The organism is Paludisphaera mucosa, assembly GCF_029589435.1.
Lineage (GTDB): Bacteria > Planctomycetota > Planctomycetia > Isosphaerales > Isosphaeraceae > Paludisphaera > Paludisphaera mucosa.
In genome coordinates this window covers 4,414,734-4,430,584 of sequence record NZ_JARRAG010000002.1, presented here as the reverse complement: position 1 = coordinate 4,430,584, position 15,851 = coordinate 4,414,734, and the positions used below count along the sequence as shown (strand labels likewise).

Here is a 15,851-nt window from a genome sequence, read left to right as displayed (position 1 = left end):
CCCGTCCAGGGCGACTCGTCCGGTCGCCCGCCGCCTCGATCGTCGCTGCGGGCCGATCAGCTCATCGTTCCGGCCTTGCCTCGACCGGATCGGAGCGCCTTCCAGGCCGTCGCCGCAGCCTTCCAGACGAGCCATAACATCAGCGGGACGATGAAGACCAGGGGCAGGAAGACCGCCGTCAGGCCGTGATACCAGCGTGCGGGACGCGCCCCGCTTTCCTCGGACGTGGTGCAGGCGGGCAGGTAGGCCATGAGCCCGTACACCCAGACCCACATGCCGACCTGGATCAGGTTGTGCGGGCCGAAGCTGAGCGTCTCGGCGAGCGTGCCGTTCAGGCCGAACAGGAGGAGGACCTCGGCCGGCCGGAAGTCGTAGCGCGAGAGCAGCCATCCCCAGGCGAGGAACATGGGGACGAAGGCGACGACGCTGTTCAGGAGGACGACCTCGAAGTAGTTCCGGGACGCGGTGATGCGGGCGGCGTCGGTCGCGGCGCCGAACAACGGCGCGAGGTTGGTCAGCGAGGTCGTCACCGCCTCTTCGAGCAGGGCGAAGCCGATGCAGAGCACCACGAACCGGGTCCGCCATCCGAGCGGGAGGCGGGTCACGAGGCGGACGAACCGATCCCGGAGCAGGCGCATCGCCAGGCCGCCCAGGACGCACCAAATGAGGATCAGCGCGACCCCCATCTTGATGATGGCGCGGTGGTCGGGGTTCGTTTCGTTCGTGAGGATGAAGACCGTCACGGCCGAGGTCGTTAGCACGCCCCAGGCGGAGATCGCGATCAGGAGTCGCCGAACCACCATCGCTCTCTCGGGCGGTCGCAACCCCAAGGACGCCTCCGCTCCCGCGACCCGGGCCCGGACGAGGGACCCTCGTCGGGGCGGGGTCGTCTCACGGTTTCAGTCTTCCTCGCCTCCCAGGTCGTCGTCCTCGCGCTCCTCGACCGCGTCGCCGTTGATGGAGCCGGGGCGGCGGGAGGAGGCCTCGGCGGCGAGGCGTGCGCGGGCGTGGGTCGGCTGCTCGGCGGCCTCGGCGCGGGCGCGGCGCTGGGCCTCGACGGCCTGGGCGAGCTGCTCCTGGGCCTCGGCGACGTAGGCGGCCCAGTCGGTGGAGAAGTCCTGGCGGAAGGCCTCGATGTAGCCGGGCTCGTACTGACGCGAGAGCCATTTGAGCTGGTGGAAGACCTTGTGGGCGAGCGTCTGGACGTCCTCGCCGTTCTCGGTCTCGCGGTCGGGGCCGGCCTGGTGGTAGCGGAAGCGGCCGATCCAGACCTTCAGGCGGGCGTACTGTTCGAGCTTGGCCAGGTGGGCGTAGGCGTTCAGGCCGGCCTCGACCTCGTGGGCGAGGAGCTGGAGCTGGCCGCCGGGGAAGTGGCTCTCGGCGTCCCAGAGGAGGCGGTCCTCGTCGGCGAACTGCTCGATCAGGCCGGGCTGGAGCCGCTCCAGCTCGCGGCGGAGCTGGCGGTACGCGTCGACGGCCGCGCGGAGGTCGCGGCGGGCCTCGTCCAGCTCGCGGCCGGCCGAATCCAGCTCGGCCTTCGCATCCTGTCGCGTCCGGTCGATCTCGGCCTGGGACGTGGCGATGAGCTGCTCGGCGTCGGCGTCGGAGGTCAGGGACGACTTGAACTGGGCGAGCTTGCGGACCAGGTCCTTCAGCAGTTGCTCGTCGGCGTCGGCCTGCTCGAGGGCCCGGGTGCAGGTCGGCCGGGCGACGCGCATCCGCTCCAGCGCCTGGCGCGACCGCTTCTCGGCGACGCGGAAGTGCTCGGCCGCGTGCTGGGTCTCGGCCTCGATCTTCCGGGCGCGGGTCTTGGACTCCGCCTGACGGACCAGCTCGGCGAGTTGTGCCAACGATGGAGTCATTTTCCGATCTCTTCCACGATTTCTTTCGTCGCGATGGATCGAGCGGCGTCCGGGGCCGGATTCGAACGACGTCGCGACCTGAAAAGGGCGAAACTCGGCTGGAACTCGCGTGGGGACGGTCGGACGACGTCGGCGGGCGGTCGAGACCGCCGGGGACGTCGCGAGGCGTCGAGGATGGCCGATTCCTTGGGGGATTGCGTGGCGCTGGGCGGCGTCTGAGCCGACGGCCGCGCGGGGCGTCCGTCCCCGTCATCATACACTCGACCACCCGAAAGTTGAACGGCCGGGCCCCCGCGCCCGAGGTTTCCCGGCGGAGGCCGTCCCGGTTGCGGGCCGGGCCGACGATGCCGTACCGTGGCGGTCCCGGCGGCCCGCCGCAGTCCGCGTCGGCGTCGCCGGGAGGATGGGGACGACGGATGACGAAGGGAACGATCGAGGCGCCCTGGGGCGTCGAAGGCAGCCTGGCCCTGGACCTCCCCCGCGCCTGGGGCGTGGGCCGCGACGACGTCGTCGAGCCCGACCTCGCGGGCACCGTGGACGACTATCCCGCGGCGCTGAACGGGGCCCTCGACGCGCCCCGGGACGCCCCGCGGCTGGAGGAGCAGGTCCGGCCCGGTTCGAAGGTCGCGATCGTCGTCGACGACCCCTCGCGCTGGACCCCGGTGCGCGAGGCCCTGCCGATCGTGCTCGACCGAATCCTCCGCGCGGGGGTGGCGGCCTGTGACGTCACGATCAGCGTCGGCGTCGGCCGCCACCACGCGGTCGACGACGCGGCGATGCGGCGTCGGCTGGGCGACGGGCCGGCGGCGGCGCATCGCTGCTACAGCCCGCCCGTCGACGACCTCTCGGCGTACGAAGATTTGGGGACGACCTCGCGGGGGATCCCCGTCCGCGTCTTCCGGCCCGTCGCCGAGGCCGATCTGCGGGTCCTGATCGGCTCGGTCCTGCCCCACCTCCAGGCGGGCTTCGGGGGCGGATACAAGCTGATCTTCCCGGGCACGAGCCACCGCACGACCCTGGGCGCCCTGCACCGCCAGGGGCTGGGCCGCGACGCCGACGCCGGCCGGCTGCTGGGGGGCCTCGCGGCCGAGAACCCGATGCGCCAGGCCGTGAACGAGGCGGCGGGGTCGCTCGGCCCTTGCTTCTCGATCAGCCACCTGATCGGCGCGCCCGGGATGATCTTCCGGGCCTGCGCCGGGCGTCCCGAATCGGTCCAGGATACGCTCGCGGACGAGGCCCGCACGCGGTTCCGGGCCCCCCCCGCCCCGCCGGCCGACGTGGTGGTCGTGGGCAACAACCCCTGGCCGGGCGACCCGATGCAGAGCTTCAAGACGCTCCTGCACCACCGCGCCGCGAGCGTCCCGGGGGGCGTGACCGTGGGCCTCTTCTGGACCGACCCGGACGAGATCGACCGCTCGATGCCGCGCACGGCGATGCGGCTGATCGCCGGCTCGGGCGCGCCCGGGGGCTGGGCGATCCGCCGGCTCGTGCCGCTGATCGAACGGGTCCTCTCGGCGCGCGAGTCCTCGGCGGCGTTCATGCTGCGCTGGGCGCGCGAGCTGGTGGTCGACCGCACCGTGATGGTCTACTCGCCCCCGCTCCACGCCCGGCTCGGCGGCCGCCTCGGCCCCGTCCGCCTCTTCGCCGACCAGGACGCCCTGTGGCGGGCCGTCCGCCGCGCCCTGCCCCGCGACCGCCGCGACTCGCCCCGCGTCCGCATCTTCCCGCGCGGCGGGCTGACCTACGCGCCGCAGGACGCATCGGGATGATTCCGACGACGGCCGATTTCCTCGTCCTTCCTCTCCTCTCCGAGGTGTTTCGATGGCCTGGTTGATCCTGATCGTGGCGGGGCTGTTCGAGGTGGCCTGGGCGTACTTCCTGAAGACGTCCAAGGGGTTCACGCAGCTCGGGCCGTCGCTGGCGTTCCTGGCCACGATGGGCGTGAGCATGGCCGGGCTCGGCTGGTCGCTGAACCACCTGCCGATGGGGACCGCCTACGCCGTCTGGACGGGCGTCGGCGCGGTCGGCACCGCGCTGCTGGGGATCTGGCTGTTCGGCGAGCCGGCGACGGCCCTGCGACTGGGCTCGATCGGCCTCATCTTGCTGGGGATCGCCGGGCTGAGATACGCCGCCGGCGCGGGTTGAGCGCCGGGGCGGTCGCGACGACGGCGCGGGAGTTGCGGATTATGAAGGGCTTGTCGAGAGGGTTCTCCTCGAAGGTCCCGACGAAACGCCTCCAGCCAGGAGCCGCCACGATGCGCCGATCGACCGTCCGCAACAGCCTTTTCGCCTTCGCAACCATCCTCGCGGCCGCCGCCCCGGCCCGCGCCCAGGCCGTCAACGAGCTGAAGCCGGCCGACCTGGTCGGCGGCTACGAGATCGTCTCGGGCGAGAAGTTCGGGACCCCCGAAGCGGCCGATCGCATCAAGGGGTCGACCGTGCTGTTCACCGAGGACCGCGTGGTCGTCATGGACAAGGACAGCAAGGAAGTCTACGGCGCGAGCTACTCGATCGAGCCGGGCGAGTCGGCCGCCAAGATCAAGATGACCAGCAAGCTCGCCGACGCCGAGAACCAGGTCGCCCTCGGCCTGATCGACAAGGACGGCGACAAGGTCCGGCTCATCTACGGCCTCCCCGGCGCCGAGACGCCCCGCGAGTTCAAGACCAAGGACAAGCAGCTCATGTTCGTCCTCAAGAAAAAGGCGAGCTGACGCCGGCCGCCGCGCACGCCGCTTCCCGACGGCCTCCCGGACGCCCCGCCCGCGCGGGGCGTTTCGCTTTCGAAGACGGCGAAATCGCGGCCGACGAGCGACCGTCGTCCCCCGGCGCGTCGTTTGCTAAACACCTGGGCATGCCCCGCCCGAGTGAATCGACGACCCATCCAGGAGACGACGAAGTGAAGATGCAATCGCTCAATGATTTGTTCGTGGACGTCGCCCGCGACATGCTGGACGCCGAGAAGCAGCTCGCCAAGGCGCTGCCGAAGATGGCCAAGGCGGCCTCGAATCCGGAGCTGCGCAAGGCCTTCGAGAAGCATCTCGAGGAGACCAAGATCCACGCCGAGCGCCTGGCCCAGGTCCTGGAGGCGCTCGGCCAGGCCCCCCGGGGCAAGAAGTGCCACGCGATGGAGGGGCACATCGAGGAGGGGAAGGAAATCCTCGAACTCGACGCCGCGCCCGAGGTGAAGGACGCCGCCCTGATCGCCGCCGCGCAGAAGGTCGAGCACTACGAGATCGCCGGCTACGGCACGCTCAGCACCTGGGCCGCCACGATGGGGATCCCGGAGGTCAAGAAGCTGCTGGGCGACACGCTTGCCGAGGAGAAGACCACCGACGACCTCCTGAGCGAGATCGCCGAGACGGTCGTCAACGCCCAGGCCGCGACCACCTGAGGCGGCGCGGATCGACCCGCCCCCGGGTCCTCAGCGCCTGGCGACGCGGCTCGACGCCGTGGCGTAGGCGTCGAGGATCCCGGTCCGGCCGGGGTGGATGGCCTCCAGGCCCAGCCGGGACTGGAGGCTGTACGACAGCCGGCTGCCCGCCCCGTAGAGCACGACCAGCCGCTGCTCGTCGGGGAGCGTGAGCAGCTCGTCGACGTCGGTCAGGTCGATCTGCGGCAAGGCCGGCAAGGCCGTTCGGAGGATGAAGCGGAGCCGGCCGCCGGGATAGGGCGCGGTGAGCGACCCGGGCTCGCCGTCGGACTCGAACCGCGACGACGGCGGGCTGACGACCGCGATGTGGTTGAACGGCCGCTCGCGGTTGCGGCGGAGGATCATCGTCCGGAGCATCAGCAGGTCGCTGGTCTCGCTGTGGCGGAAGACCATCTCGCGGACGCCCAGGCCGACCGTCGCCACGAGGGTCGCCAGCAGGAACGTCGCCAGCACCTGGCGCTGGCGGTCGTCGCGGTTGCGGGCCCAGCGCTCGACGCCGCGGCCCAGGATGATCGAGACGACGATCAGGTCGAACGTCATGTGCAGGCTCAGGGTCGTCGCCGCGCTCGCCCGGCCGGCGAGCAGGTCGTCGAGGGCGCTGCGCAGGTCCTTGCTGGACCACCAGGCGAGGCAGAGCGCCGCGGCCGGCGCCAGGCCGATGAGCGCCCGGACCGAGACCCGACGGTTGACCAGGTCGGCGACGGTCGCCGCCGCCAGCAGGTTGAGCGGGATGAGCAGGAAGATCTCGAGCGCTTGCCGCGGGCCGGTCGTCCAGAGCGAGAGCGTCAGCGCCGCGACGCCCGCCCAGGCGGCCCAGAGCGACCCGCCGATGGTCTCGCGGTCGTCGCTCTCGGCGATCAGGGCCGTGCGGACGGCCCGCGCCGCGCCGAAGACGGCCAGGGGCGCGGCCACCGGGGCCAGCTCCAGGATCCGCGCCGCGAGGTTGTACGAGTCGGCCCAGCCGGAGGCGGGGAGCGTCAGCGGGGCGAAGAGGCTCCAGCCGTGGGTGAGGAACATGCTCAGGTGCCAGGGCGCGGCGATCGCCGTCGCGACGCCCAGCGCCAGCGCGGCGTCGATCGCGCCGCCGTCGCGGATCCAGGCGTGCCGTCCGCCCGTCGGCGAGGGCCGATAGCTCGGGTCGGCCGAGGCGCTCACCCGCACGTAGACCTGGTGCAGGCCGATCGCGGCGACCACGATCAGGCCGAAGGCCTCCACCGTCAGCAGCGACGCCCCCAGGGCCACGCCGCCGGCCGCCGACCAGAGCAGCGAACGCCCCCGCGGGTCGGCCGACTCGGCGGCGATCCGCGTCCGCGCCGCGTAGGCGTAGAGGGCCGCCAGCGCGCCGGCCGTCGCCAGCAGGTGGGGCGTCATCTCCTGCTCGCGCAGCAGCAGGCTCGGGCTGAACGCCATCAGGAGCGCGGCCGTGAAGCCCATGCCGCCGCCCCGCCACAATCGGCCGTGGAGGTAGACGAGCATGACGATCGCCGCGCCCGCCGCATAGCTCGGGAGCACGCAGGCGAGCGGGTCGCAGTCGCCGCTCAGGGTGAGCCCGACCGCGGCGAGCCACGGGTAGAGCGGCGGCTGGAACGCCACGCTGCGATACCCGGCCGACTCGCGCTCGGGCTTGATGGCGTCGCACGCGCCCGTCTGGTCGACGAACATGCCGTCGACCGCGACCGCCATCGCCCGAAGTCCCCAGAGCGGCCCGGGGACGGTCAGGTCCCACGACCGCATCGCGGCCAGGCCCGGGAGGATCGCCGCGAGCACGACGAGCGGGAAGAACATCGCCGAACGCGGCGCCGGGCGGATCAGCGGACGCGGCGGTCGCGGGACGGCCGGTTCGAACCGGGTCCTCGGCGACGCCGACCTCCGCACTGGTCGCAGCACGCGCGTTCCCATCGTCTCATCCGTCCGGATCGTGATGGAGGGCGACCCTGCGCCCGGGGCCTTGACCTCGGGCGTACGTCCCATCGAAGCCGAAGTGGGTTTCGACGGACCATACCATATCCGAAGAGTCCGGGGGATAGGCGTTCGCTCGGTTCCCAGATGCACAGGGCCGTCCTTATCCCGCCTCGTCGCGACCCCTCTTCGGCCTCGGCGGAATCCCGCGAGGCGGCCGGAGTCGGGACGAAAGTCGAATGCGACGTGACCTCCGGCCCATCGCGTCGGCCGTCGAAACGGCCTGGGCCCGACAATTCATTCGAAAGTCGCGACTGCGACGCGTCGCTCGCGCCGTCGTCACCCCTCGATATCGGCCGCCCTCCGACCCGCGGTCCATTGAATTCCCTTCACGTCGAGTTTCGGGTCGGCGACGGCTTGGCCCTGCGCACCCCGCTGCGCGATGGGCGCGTCGTCCCCTGCGAGTCCCCGCAAGAGGGTCGGAGTCGCGTCCGGCGCAATCGTCGCGACGCCACTCGGACGTCGCGGCGACGTCGATGACCGGGAACAAAAATGCTTGCGCCGATTTCTTTGGATGGAAGTCGGCGCTATGGCATCACGTTTGCCTTACAGATCCAGCAAGAACGACGGCGTCGTAGAGACCCGCCGAGGATCGAAACGATCCGGGCGAGGTCGGCCGCCGAAGACTTCCCCATGCCATTGAGGCGAAAGGACCCCGACCATGTTGCGCTGGGCTATCGTATTCTTCGTGCTCGCTCTGATCGCGGGCTTCCTGGGCTTCGGCGGCCTTCAGGGCGACCTGGCTTCGATCGCCAAGATCTTGGTCTTCGTCTTCCTGGTCCTGTTCGTCGTCTCGCTCGTCTTCGGCCGATCCGCCGGTCCGCCGGCGATCTGACGCCGGACGAGCGCCGAAAATAAGGGCCGGGCGGGGAGGATGCGAGGATGCTCGCGTCGTCTCCGGCCGGCCCTTTTCGTTTTCTTGCTTGTGGGGGAAGGCGGTCGTCGGGGAGGCGGAGCTTCACAGGTTGGCGCCGTAACTTCGTCGACTCACGGACGTCCTTCCCCCACAAGCAGGAAAACGAAATAACCGCCCGCCCCCCCCGTCAAGCCTTCGACGCCCTGGCGAACAGCTCCGTGGAGAAGTAGCGCTCCATCCGGTCGGGGAAGACGGTGACGATGTGCGCGTCGGGGCCCAGGCGCCCCGCGACCATCAGGGCGGCCTGGAAGTTCAGGCCCGAGCTGGGGCCGACCGGGAACCCCTTGCGGATCAGGCGGCGGGCGACCTCGACGGCCTCGTCGTCGGGGACGTCGATCTCCACCAGCGACGCCGAGCGCTCGGCGCGGAACTTCGTGTAGATCGTCGACAGGCCGTCGACGACGCCCGGGATGCGGCCGCTGAACGAGCAGCACTCCGCCCCCCCGCCGCCCAGCGACGTGCCGGTGACGGGCCGCGCGGCGAAGGCCGTCGGCGCGCAGCCGTGATCGCACAGGCCCTCGAACAGGCCGACGAGCGTGCCCCCCGTCCCCACCCCGCTGACCACGGCGTCGACGCAGCCGCCGGGGATCTGCGTCAGGACTTCCTGGGCCGTGCGGCTCCGATGCGCAGCGGGGTTGTCCGGGTTCTCGAACTGGAGCGGCAGGAAGGCCCCGCGCTCGGCCGCGGCGGTCGCCGCGCCGGCCAGGGCCCCCAGGATCCCCTCGGCCCGGGGCGAGAACTGGACCTCGCCGCCGTACGACTCGATGATCATCCGCCGCTCCGGGCTGACCCCCTCGGGCATCACCGCGACGAACCTCAGCCCGAGCTGCGCCGAGGCCAGCGCCATGGCGATGCTCGTCGAGCCGCTCGACGCCTCGACGACCGTCCCACCGGGGGCCACCCTGCCGGTCCGGACCGCCTTGTGGAGGATGTAGCCGGCGATCCGGTCCTTGGTCGAGCCGCTGGGGTTGAGGAATTCGAGCTTGCACCAGATCGTCGGCCCGCTCGAGTCGAGCCGGACCGGGATGAGCGGCGTCGCCGCGATGCGGTCGAGATAGTGGTTGCAATCGGGCAGCCGGGCGACGGTGTTCACGGGACTCCTCGCGGGATGGCGTCGGGACGCTTCGATATTCGTCCCGATCAGGTTACCACACCGCGGGCGTCGGCCGTCGGGGCCGCTTGCACGGCGCAATCGGCGGATTCGTCAAAGTCGACGCGTTCCGCGCGCCGATGAAGGATCATGGCTCACGAATGCGTCGACGCCCGTTCGGGCCTCGGACGCAACACGTCTCGTCGTGGCCGCGCCCGGCTCGAAGGCATCCTCCCGCGGACCCCGGAAGCCCGATCGAATCATGTGCACGTACGTCTTCAAGAGGCCCGGCCTCGCCGTTCTGCTGGGTTTCGGCGTCGTCCTCGGCGGCTCGCGAGGGATGGCGCAGGAGGCTGCGGCCCCGCCCCTGCCGGCCGTCGATCCGACGCCGGGCCCCGAGGACGTCTCGACGGCCGAACGCCTGCGTCGGATGGAGGCGATCAATCAACACCTGATCCAGAAGCTCGAAGAACTGTCCAGGAAGAACGACGAGCTGTCGGGCAAGGTCGACGAGATGGCCCGTGGCGCGGCCGGCTCGACGAGCGCGGGCGAGGCGGAGGGAGGGAAGGACGGCGGCGGCACGGGGACCGACGACGGATCGTTCCCGTCGGCGGCCGGCGGCGGTTCGAAGGCGAGCGGCGGCGACCCGACCGACACCGGGACGGCCCAGGAGGTGGGCTCCCCCGCCGTCGCCACGATGCCCCTCAGGTCGTATTACGACTTCGCCCACGACGGCTTCAAGTGGACGACCCACGACGACGAGTTCACGTTCGGCATCCGGGGCATGACGCAGGTCGACGCCCGCATCTACCAGCAGCCCAACCAGAACCCGGTCTCCTCGGGGTTGTACAACCCCCGGAGTCGCATCTATTTCTTCGGGAACTTCACCAGGCCGATCCAGTACGAGTTCTCATTCCAGAACACGTTCGACAGCGTGGGCCTGCTCGACGCCTATCTCAACTTCAATTACGACTCGCGGTTCCAGGTCCGCGTGGGCCGCTACAAGACGCCCTTCTCGTACGAGTGGTATCGCATCCACGTGTGGCACCTGCTCGCCCCCGAGCGGTCGCTGTTCGCCAACAACTACGAGGGGAATCGGCGTTTCGGCCTGATGGGGACGGGCGACCTGTTCGAACGCCGGATCGAGTACGCGGTCGGCACGTTCAACACCCAGCGCAATTCGTTCAAGCCGTACGACAACCGCCAGGACGTCATGGCGTTCATGAACTTCAAGCCGTTCTACAACCGCGAAGAGGGCTTCCTGCTGCGCGACCTGCAATTCGGCGGCTCGGTCGACGCGGGCCGCGAGAACCAGCCGCTGTCGCCCGCCGCGCTGCGGCTGAGCGCGCCCCCCGCGACCTCGGGGATCACCGGCGACACGGCCGCCAACTCCGCCAACGTCCCCTGGATGGTCTTCAACGACAACGTCCGCGAGCGGGGCCGGCGGGCGCTCTGGGAATTGCACGCGGCCTACTACCTCGGCGGCCTGACCCTGATGGGGGCCTGGCAGGGCGGCCGGGAGAGCTATTCCACGAAGACGTCCGGCCCGTTCACGACCGTCCCCATCAGCGGCTGGTTCGCCCAGGCCGGCTACATCCTCACCGGCGAGACGATCCGCGACCGCACCCTGATCCAGCCGCTCCACCCCTTCGACCTCCGCAAGGGGAAGTTCGGCCTCGGCGCCTTCGAGGTCACCGGCCGCTACAGCACGCTGGCGCTCGGGGAGCAGGTCTTCACCGCCGGCCTGGTCGACCGCAACAACTGGACGAACCACACCCAGATGACCGACCTCGGCTTCAACTGGTACATGAACAAGTTCGTCAAAGTCTACTTCGACTGGGAGCACGCCATGTTCGCCCAGCCGGTCCTGTACAACGTGCAGCAGGGACTGCGTCAGTCGACCTCGGACCTCTTCTGGATGCGGTTCCAGGTCTACTTCTGAGCCCCGGTCAGACGCTCGGGGGGACGGGCCGGGCGGGGACGAGGAGCGGCCGGAGCCGGGCGATCAGCCGCCGCACGCCGATCCAGGCGACGAGGAGCCCCACGATCCAGAACGGGGCCCAGACCGCGTTGGCCACCGCGAACAGGATCAGGCCCTTGCCCACGTCGACGAGCTGCGTGATCGAGGCGTGCCAGGTGCGGGCGACCTGGGTCGGGAAGTCGGCGACGACCGGCGCGGGGGGCTCGAAGCGGTCGCGCTCGCGGAGCGTGAGCGTCAGCGTGGCCAGCGACGAGAGGGCCTCCAGCACCCGCATGCGGCCCTGGAGCTGCTCGATCTCGCCCCGCACGCGGGACAGCTCGACCTCGACCTTCAGCACCTCTTCGAGCTGGCCCGATCGCTCCTCCAGGATCTTCTGGAGCGTCAGCTCCTGCACCTTCTTGTTCTTGACGTGGGCCTCGATGTCGTAGAACTCGGCGGTCACGTCCTGCGACTTGCGGTTGAACTGCTCCAGCTCGCCCAGGGCCTTGACGGCCTCGACGAAGCCGTCGAAGCGGTCCACGGGGATGCGCAGCCGCCAGAAGAGCGCCCGATTGGCGCCCGGCGAGCCGGACATGTTCTCCTCGGCGATGTAGCCGCCCGACGACCCGACGAGCGCGACGACCTTCGAGGCCACGGGGTCGACCTTGTCGACGGCCAGGTCGAGCGTCGCGTCGTAGATCACCTTCCGCGTCACTCCCGCCGGCGCCGCCGCGGTCGGCGGGGCGGCCTCGGACTTCGCCTGGGCCTGGCCGGCCATCCCCATCATTCCGCCCATCATGGCGGGGCCGGCCGCGGGGGCCGGGCTTGAATCGGCCAACGCCGGGGACCTTGCGGCGACCATGGCGCTCTTCGGGGCCGCGAAGGTTCTCGAGGCGGTCGTCGCCACGATCCCCTCGCCGCATCCGGTGAGCGGCAGGTACGCCAGCGTCAGCAGGGTGGTCGTCAGTGCTCGCATCGGCTTCGAGCCTTTCGGAGAGAGGCGGTCTCGGCGGATTCGCAGGAGCGTGGTTCTCAATACCATAGACGACGAGTGCGGACGATTTGTTAGAGGGAAATTGCCGATTCGTCCGATCTTGAGGATCGGTGAAGGCGTCGTCCGGGGGACCTTTCGTATCTTTCAAGGCGAGATCGACATGCCGGGCCGCGAACGAAAGCCCGATGACGGCCGTCCCTCGCCCTCTGGGGATGACGCGTCGATCCCGCCTACGGGGTCAGGCCCCTGGATGCGGCGGACGTTCGGGATCTCCCTGGGGGTCATTTTGATTCTCGGCGCGGCCCTGAGATTCGGCGCGCTCGGGATTCATAGCTTCTGGTTCGACGAGGTCGTCGCGATGCGCGTCGCCGGGGCGCCGACCCTGGGCGAGTTCGCGGAGCGGCTGGCCCGGCTCGACATGGTCGCTGCGCCGTTGCATCCGCTGCTCCTGAGGTACTGGACCGCCGTTTGGGGGACCTCGGAGGCGGCCGCCCGGGGCCTCTCCGCCGCGATCAGCGTCCTGGGGTTGGGCGCCTTTGCGGCCGCCGCCTGGCAGGCGTTCCGATCGCGGGCCGCCACGTTGACGGCGACGGCCCTGCTCGCCGTCTGCCCGCTCGACCTGGCCTACGCGATGGAAACCCGGATGTACAGCCTGCTGGCCTTCTGGACGACCGCGTCGTGGGCCCTGCTCTTCTCGTTCCGTCGCGGTCGGAGCCGGGGCCGGGAGCTGGCCTTCGGGCTCTGCCTCGTGGGATTGGCCTACACGCACCCGCTGGGCGGGCTGATGATCGTGGCGCTGGCCGCGGCTTACGGGATCGACGCCCGGCGGTCGATGCTGCGGCCCTCGCGGTGGCTGGCCATCCAGGCGCTGGCGTTCGCGGCGATCCTGCCCTGGGTCGGCCGCTACCTCGACCATCCGCCCGACCCGAAGACGGCCGGAGGCCTGGGCACGGCCTGGCTCAACTGGGTGGCCTACGGCCTCGGCTGGCCCGTCGGATGGCTGCCCCCGGTGCTCGGAGTGGTCGCGCTGGCCTGGCTCGTCCCGGACCGGCGTCGACCTGCGGGCGCGACCACGGGCGACGGGACGTCCGGCGAGGAGCGGCTGCGCACCGGCCTCATGCTGTGCGCGTGGGTCGCCTCGCCGATCGGCCTGATGACCGCGTATACGTGGCTCCGCCATCCCATCCTGGGGCCCCTACGATATCATCTCTTCCTGATGCCCGGGGCGATCCTGCTGGTCGCGGGCGCCGCGAGGTTCCGCCCCCTGGCCGTCGGCGGCCTGGCGACGGCCCTGGTGCTCGGGTTCACGCTGCCTTCGCTCAAGTCCGGGGTCTACGACGAGCAGAGGAAGCCCGCGTGGCGCGAGGCGACTCGCGAGATGCTCCGGTCGGCGCGGAACCCGGTCGTCGTCCTCGACGCGCGTGAGCCGAACATGTATTTCCAGACCGTCGCTTACTACCTTCCCGAGCGGGTGCCGGTGATCTCGCTCCAGGTCTACCTGGACCGGCTCGCCGCCGGCACGCTGGACCGCGCGGGCGACTACTGGCTGTTCCGCGACGCCCTGATCGACAAATCCCGCGCCGTCCCCGAGCCGGCCTCGGCGACGGCGGGCGTGCGACCGGTCGTCGACCTCGGCAGGCTGACCGTCGCGAGGCTCGCCCCGCTGGTCAGGGCCGCGTACGCTCACGACGCGTCGAGGTAGTTCCGCATCCAGAGTTCGAGCATCAGCAGCGCCCAGAGGCGGTGGCCGTGCTCGCGGCGGCCGGAGACGTGCTCGTCGACCAGCTCGCGGATCCGCTCGGGCCGGAAGAGGCCGCGGCCGAGGGTGGCGGGGTCGAGGAGGATCTCGGTCAGCTCGGCCTTCAGCTCGTGGCGGAACCAGCGGCCGACCGGGACGCCGAAGCCCATCTTGGGGCGCTTCCGGATGGATTCGGGGATGAGGTCGGCGAAGGCCCGCTTGAGCACGACCTTGGACCGCCCCGGGCGCAGCCGCAGCTTGCGGTCGAGCGGCATCGCCGCCGCCAGCTCGACGACCCGATGGTCCAGGAACGGCCCCCGACACTCCAGGCTGTGGGCCATGCTCGCCATGTCGACCTTGTACAGCAGGTCGCCGGGCAGGTAGGTGAGCAGGTCCGAGACCATCGCGCGCGTCACCACGTCGCGCCCGCCCGCCTCGCCCATGGCGCGGGCGAGCACGGCGGCCGGGTCGGTCGCCTCCGCGGAGGGCTGGAACCGGTCGATCAGGTCGTTCGTGTAGAGGCCCATCGCCTGGTCCTCGTCGAACGTCGCCATCCAGCCGAGGTAGCGGTCCGACGCGGGCTCGTCGATCCGCTCGGCGAGCCGTTCCAGGGCGCGCAGCCGCGACTTCGCCTTGCCCGTCCGCGGCACCAGCCTCCTCATCGTCCCGCCCAGGAGCCGGCGGGGCCCGGCGGGGATGCGCTGGTAGAGTTCGGTCAGGGCGAGCGCGCGATAGCGGTCGTAGCCGCCGAACAGCTCGTCGCCGGCGTCGCCGGTGAGCGCCACGGTGACCTCGCGGCGGGTCTCGCGGGCGACGTGCCAGGTCGGCAGGGCCGAGCTGTCGGCGAACGGCTCGTCGAACTGGCGGGCGAGCGCCGGCAGGGTCTCCCAGGCTTTGGGCTCGACGATGAACGTGTGGTGGTCGGTCCCGAGCGCCTTCGCGGCGGCGGCGGCGAAGGCCGTCTCGTCGTAGGCGGCGTCGGGGAAGCCGATGGCGAACGTCTTCACCGGCCGCGTCGACGCCCGCTGCATCAGGCCGACGATGATGGTCGAGTCGACGCCCCCCGAGAGGAACGCGCCCAGGGGCACGTCGGCGATCATCTGCTCGCGGACCGCGTCGTCGAGCGTCGCGCGCAGCTCCTCGGCGTCCTCCTCGAACGGCCGCCGGCGTTCGGCGTTCCAGTCCGGGCTCCAGTAGCGCTCGACGCGCAGCTTTCCGTCATGCCAGACCGCGTAGTGCGCCGGCGGGAGCTTGCGTACGCCTTCGAGGATCGTCCGGGGCTGCGGGACGTATCCAAATGTGAGGAATTGATCGAGCGCCGCCGGGTCGATGCGGCGGGGGACGTCGGCCTCGGGCAGCACCGTCAGCGCCTTCAGCTCGCTGGCGAAGGCCAGCCGGCCGTCGTGCTCGCGGTAGAGCAGCGGCTTCTGGCCCATCCGGTCGCGGCCCAGGACCAGCGTGCGGCGGGGGGCGTCCCAGATCGCCAGCGCGAACATGCCCCGCAGCAGCTCGAACATCCTCGGACCTTCGTCCTCGTAGAGGTGCACGAGGACCTCGGTGTCGCCGGTCGAGCGCAGGACGTGGCCCTTCGCCTCCAGCCGGCGCCGGAGCGCGGGGAAGTTGTAGATCTCGCCGTTGAAGACGGTCCAGATCGTGCCGTCCTCGTTCGAGAGCGGCTGATGCCCCCCCGGCAGGTCGACGATCGCCAGGCGACGGAACCCCAGCGCGGCGTGCCCGTCGCGATAGACGCCGGAATCGTCGGGCCCGCGATGGACGATCCGGTCCATCATCGCCTGCAGGCGGTCCTCGCCCAGCGCCTTGCTCGGATCGCCCCAGACCGCCCCGCAGATGCCGCACATGGCCCGCGCCTTTCGCCAGATCCCACCCGCGCCGCTCGATCGG

General features: G+C 70.9%; 13 protein-coding genes. 7 read left to right on the top strand and 6 right to left on the bottom strand.

Annotation, left to right across the window (positions count from 1 at the left end; all coding sequences use genetic code 11):
* Nucleotides 1-56: 56 nt before the first annotated feature.
* Both PZE19_RS27070 and PZE19_RS27065 read right to left on the bottom strand, forming a co-directional pair.
* Entirely contained in the window at nt 57-803 is a 747-nt protein-coding gene (locus PZE19_RS27070; RefSeq protein WP_277863720.1) for a hypothetical protein, read from the bottom strand.
* Between the two features lie 96 nt (nt 804-899).
* The gene (locus PZE19_RS27065) at nt 900-1,862 is read right to left on the bottom strand and encodes a hypothetical protein (protein ID WP_277863719.1); all 963 of its coding nucleotides are present in this window, start codon (nt 1,860-1,862) and stop codon (nt 900-902) included.
* Nucleotides 1,863-2,278: 416 nt separating this feature from the next.
* Here PZE19_RS27065 and PZE19_RS27060 point away from each other — a divergent pair, with 416 nt between their 5' ends.
* The 4 genes from PZE19_RS27060 (at nt 2,279) to PZE19_RS27045 (ending at nt 5,253) form a co-directional block, all read left to right on the top strand.
* On the top strand, nt 2,279-3,631 hold the full coding sequence (locus PZE19_RS27060) for a lactate racemase domain-containing protein (RefSeq protein ID WP_277863718.1): 1,353 nt from the start codon (nt 2,279-2,281) through the stop codon (nt 3,629-3,631).
* Between the two features lie 52 nt (nt 3,632-3,683).
* Nucleotides 3,684-4,007, top strand: a complete 324-nt coding sequence (locus PZE19_RS27055; RefSeq protein WP_277863717.1) for a DMT family transporter — start codon at nt 3,684-3,686, stop codon at nt 4,005-4,007.
* A 110-nt stretch (nt 4,008-4,117) separates the two neighbouring features.
* Complete coding sequence (locus PZE19_RS27050; protein ID WP_277863716.1) at nt 4,118-4,573, top strand: hypothetical protein; 456 nt, start codon at nt 4,118-4,120, stop codon at nt 4,571-4,573.
* Between the two features lie 191 nt (nt 4,574-4,764).
* Entirely contained in the window at nt 4,765-5,253 is a 489-nt protein-coding gene (locus PZE19_RS27045) for a YciE/YciF ferroxidase family protein (RefSeq protein WP_277864391.1), read from the top strand.
* 30 nt (nt 5,254-5,283) lie between these two features.
* Here the strand turns inward: PZE19_RS27045 and PZE19_RS27040 are convergent, their stop codons facing one another.
* On the bottom strand, nt 5,284-7,077 hold the full coding sequence (locus PZE19_RS27040) for a glycosyltransferase family 39 protein (protein WP_277863715.1): 1,794 nt from the start codon (nt 7,075-7,077) through the stop codon (nt 5,284-5,286).
* Between the two features lie 835 nt (nt 7,078-7,912).
* Between PZE19_RS27040 and PZE19_RS27035 the strand changes: the two genes are divergently transcribed.
* Nucleotides 7,913-8,086, top strand: a complete 174-nt coding sequence (locus PZE19_RS27035; RefSeq protein ID WP_277863714.1) for a DUF1328 family protein — start codon at nt 7,913-7,915, stop codon at nt 8,084-8,086.
* A 208-nt stretch (nt 8,087-8,294) separates the two neighbouring features.
* Here PZE19_RS27035 and PZE19_RS27030 read toward each other — a convergent pair whose 3' ends face one another.
* Nucleotides 8,295-9,260, bottom strand: a complete 966-nt coding sequence (locus PZE19_RS27030) for a PLP-dependent cysteine synthase family protein (RefSeq protein WP_277863713.1) — start codon at nt 9,258-9,260, stop codon at nt 8,295-8,297.
* Between the two features lie 259 nt (nt 9,261-9,519).
* Here PZE19_RS27030 and PZE19_RS27025 point away from each other — a divergent pair, with 259 nt between their 5' ends.
* Nucleotides 9,520-11,199 carry an OprO/OprP family phosphate-selective porin gene (locus PZE19_RS27025; RefSeq protein ID WP_277863712.1) on the top strand — a complete coding sequence of 560 codons (1,680 nt, stop codon included), beginning with the start codon at nt 9,520-9,522 and terminating at the stop codon, nt 11,197-11,199.
* 7 nt (nt 11,200-11,206) lie between these two features.
* On the opposite strand, the gene PZE19_RS27020 is transcribed toward PZE19_RS27025, so the two are convergent.
* Nucleotides 11,207-12,193, bottom strand: coding sequence for a DUF4349 domain-containing protein (locus tag PZE19_RS27020; protein ID WP_277863711.1), 987 nt, complete (start codon nt 12,191-12,193; stop codon nt 11,207-11,209).
* Nucleotides 12,194-12,461: 268 nt separating this feature from the next.
* Between PZE19_RS27020 and PZE19_RS27015 the strand changes: the two genes are divergently transcribed.
* Nucleotides 12,462-13,913 carry a glycosyltransferase family 39 protein gene (locus tag PZE19_RS27015; protein ID WP_277863710.1) on the top strand — a complete coding sequence of 484 codons (1,452 nt, stop codon included), beginning with the start codon at nt 12,462-12,464 and terminating at the stop codon, nt 13,911-13,913.
* On the opposite strand, the gene asnB is transcribed toward PZE19_RS27015, so the two are convergent.
* Nucleotides 13,895-15,808, bottom strand: a complete 1,914-nt coding sequence (gene asnB, locus PZE19_RS27010; RefSeq protein WP_277863709.1) for an asparagine synthase (glutamine-hydrolyzing) — start codon at nt 15,806-15,808, stop codon at nt 13,895-13,897. The two genes, PZE19_RS27015 and asnB, sit on opposite strands and share 19 nt — an antisense overlap.
* Between the last annotated feature and the right edge of the window lie 43 nt (nt 15,809-15,851).

Excerpts from the sequence above, each read along its gene's own strand:
- PZE19_RS27070 (WP_277863720.1), bottom strand. The coding sequence starts at position 803 with ATGGTGGTTCGGCGACTCCTGATCGCGATCTCCGCCTGGGGCGTGCTA.
- PZE19_RS27065 (WP_277863719.1), bottom strand. The coding sequence starts at position 1,862 with ATGACTCCATCGTTGGCACAACTCGCCGAGCTGGTCCGTCAGGCGGAG.
- PZE19_RS27060 (WP_277863718.1), top strand. The coding sequence starts at position 2,279 with ATGACGAAGGGAACGATCGAGGCGCCCTGGGGCGTCGAAGGCAGCCTG.
- PZE19_RS27055 (WP_277863717.1), top strand. The coding sequence starts at position 3,684 with ATGGCCTGGTTGATCCTGATCGTGGCGGGGCTGTTCGAGGTGGCCTGG.
- PZE19_RS27050 (WP_277863716.1), top strand. The coding sequence starts at position 4,118 with ATGCGCCGATCGACCGTCCGCAACAGCCTTTTCGCCTTCGCAACCATC.
- PZE19_RS27045 (WP_277864391.1), top strand. The coding sequence starts at position 4,765 with ATGCAATCGCTCAATGATTTGTTCGTGGACGTCGCCCGCGACATGCTG.
- PZE19_RS27040 (WP_277863715.1), bottom strand. The coding sequence starts at position 7,077 with ATGTTCTTCCCGCTCGTCGTGCTCGCGGCGATCCTCCCGGGCCTGGCC.
- PZE19_RS27035 (WP_277863714.1), top strand. The coding sequence starts at position 7,913 with ATGTTGCGCTGGGCTATCGTATTCTTCGTGCTCGCTCTGATCGCGGGC.
- PZE19_RS27025 (WP_277863712.1), top strand. The coding sequence starts at position 9,520 with ATGTGCACGTACGTCTTCAAGAGGCCCGGCCTCGCCGTTCTGCTGGGT.
- PZE19_RS27020 (WP_277863711.1), bottom strand. The coding sequence starts at position 12,193 with ATGCGAGCACTGACGACCACCCTGCTGACGCTGGCGTACCTGCCGCTC.
- PZE19_RS27015 (WP_277863710.1), top strand. The coding sequence starts at position 12,462 with ATGCGGCGGACGTTCGGGATCTCCCTGGGGGTCATTTTGATTCTCGGC.
- asnB (WP_277863709.1), bottom strand. The coding sequence starts at position 15,808 with ATGTGCGGCATCTGCGGGGCGGTCTGGGGCGATCCGAGCAAGGCGCTG.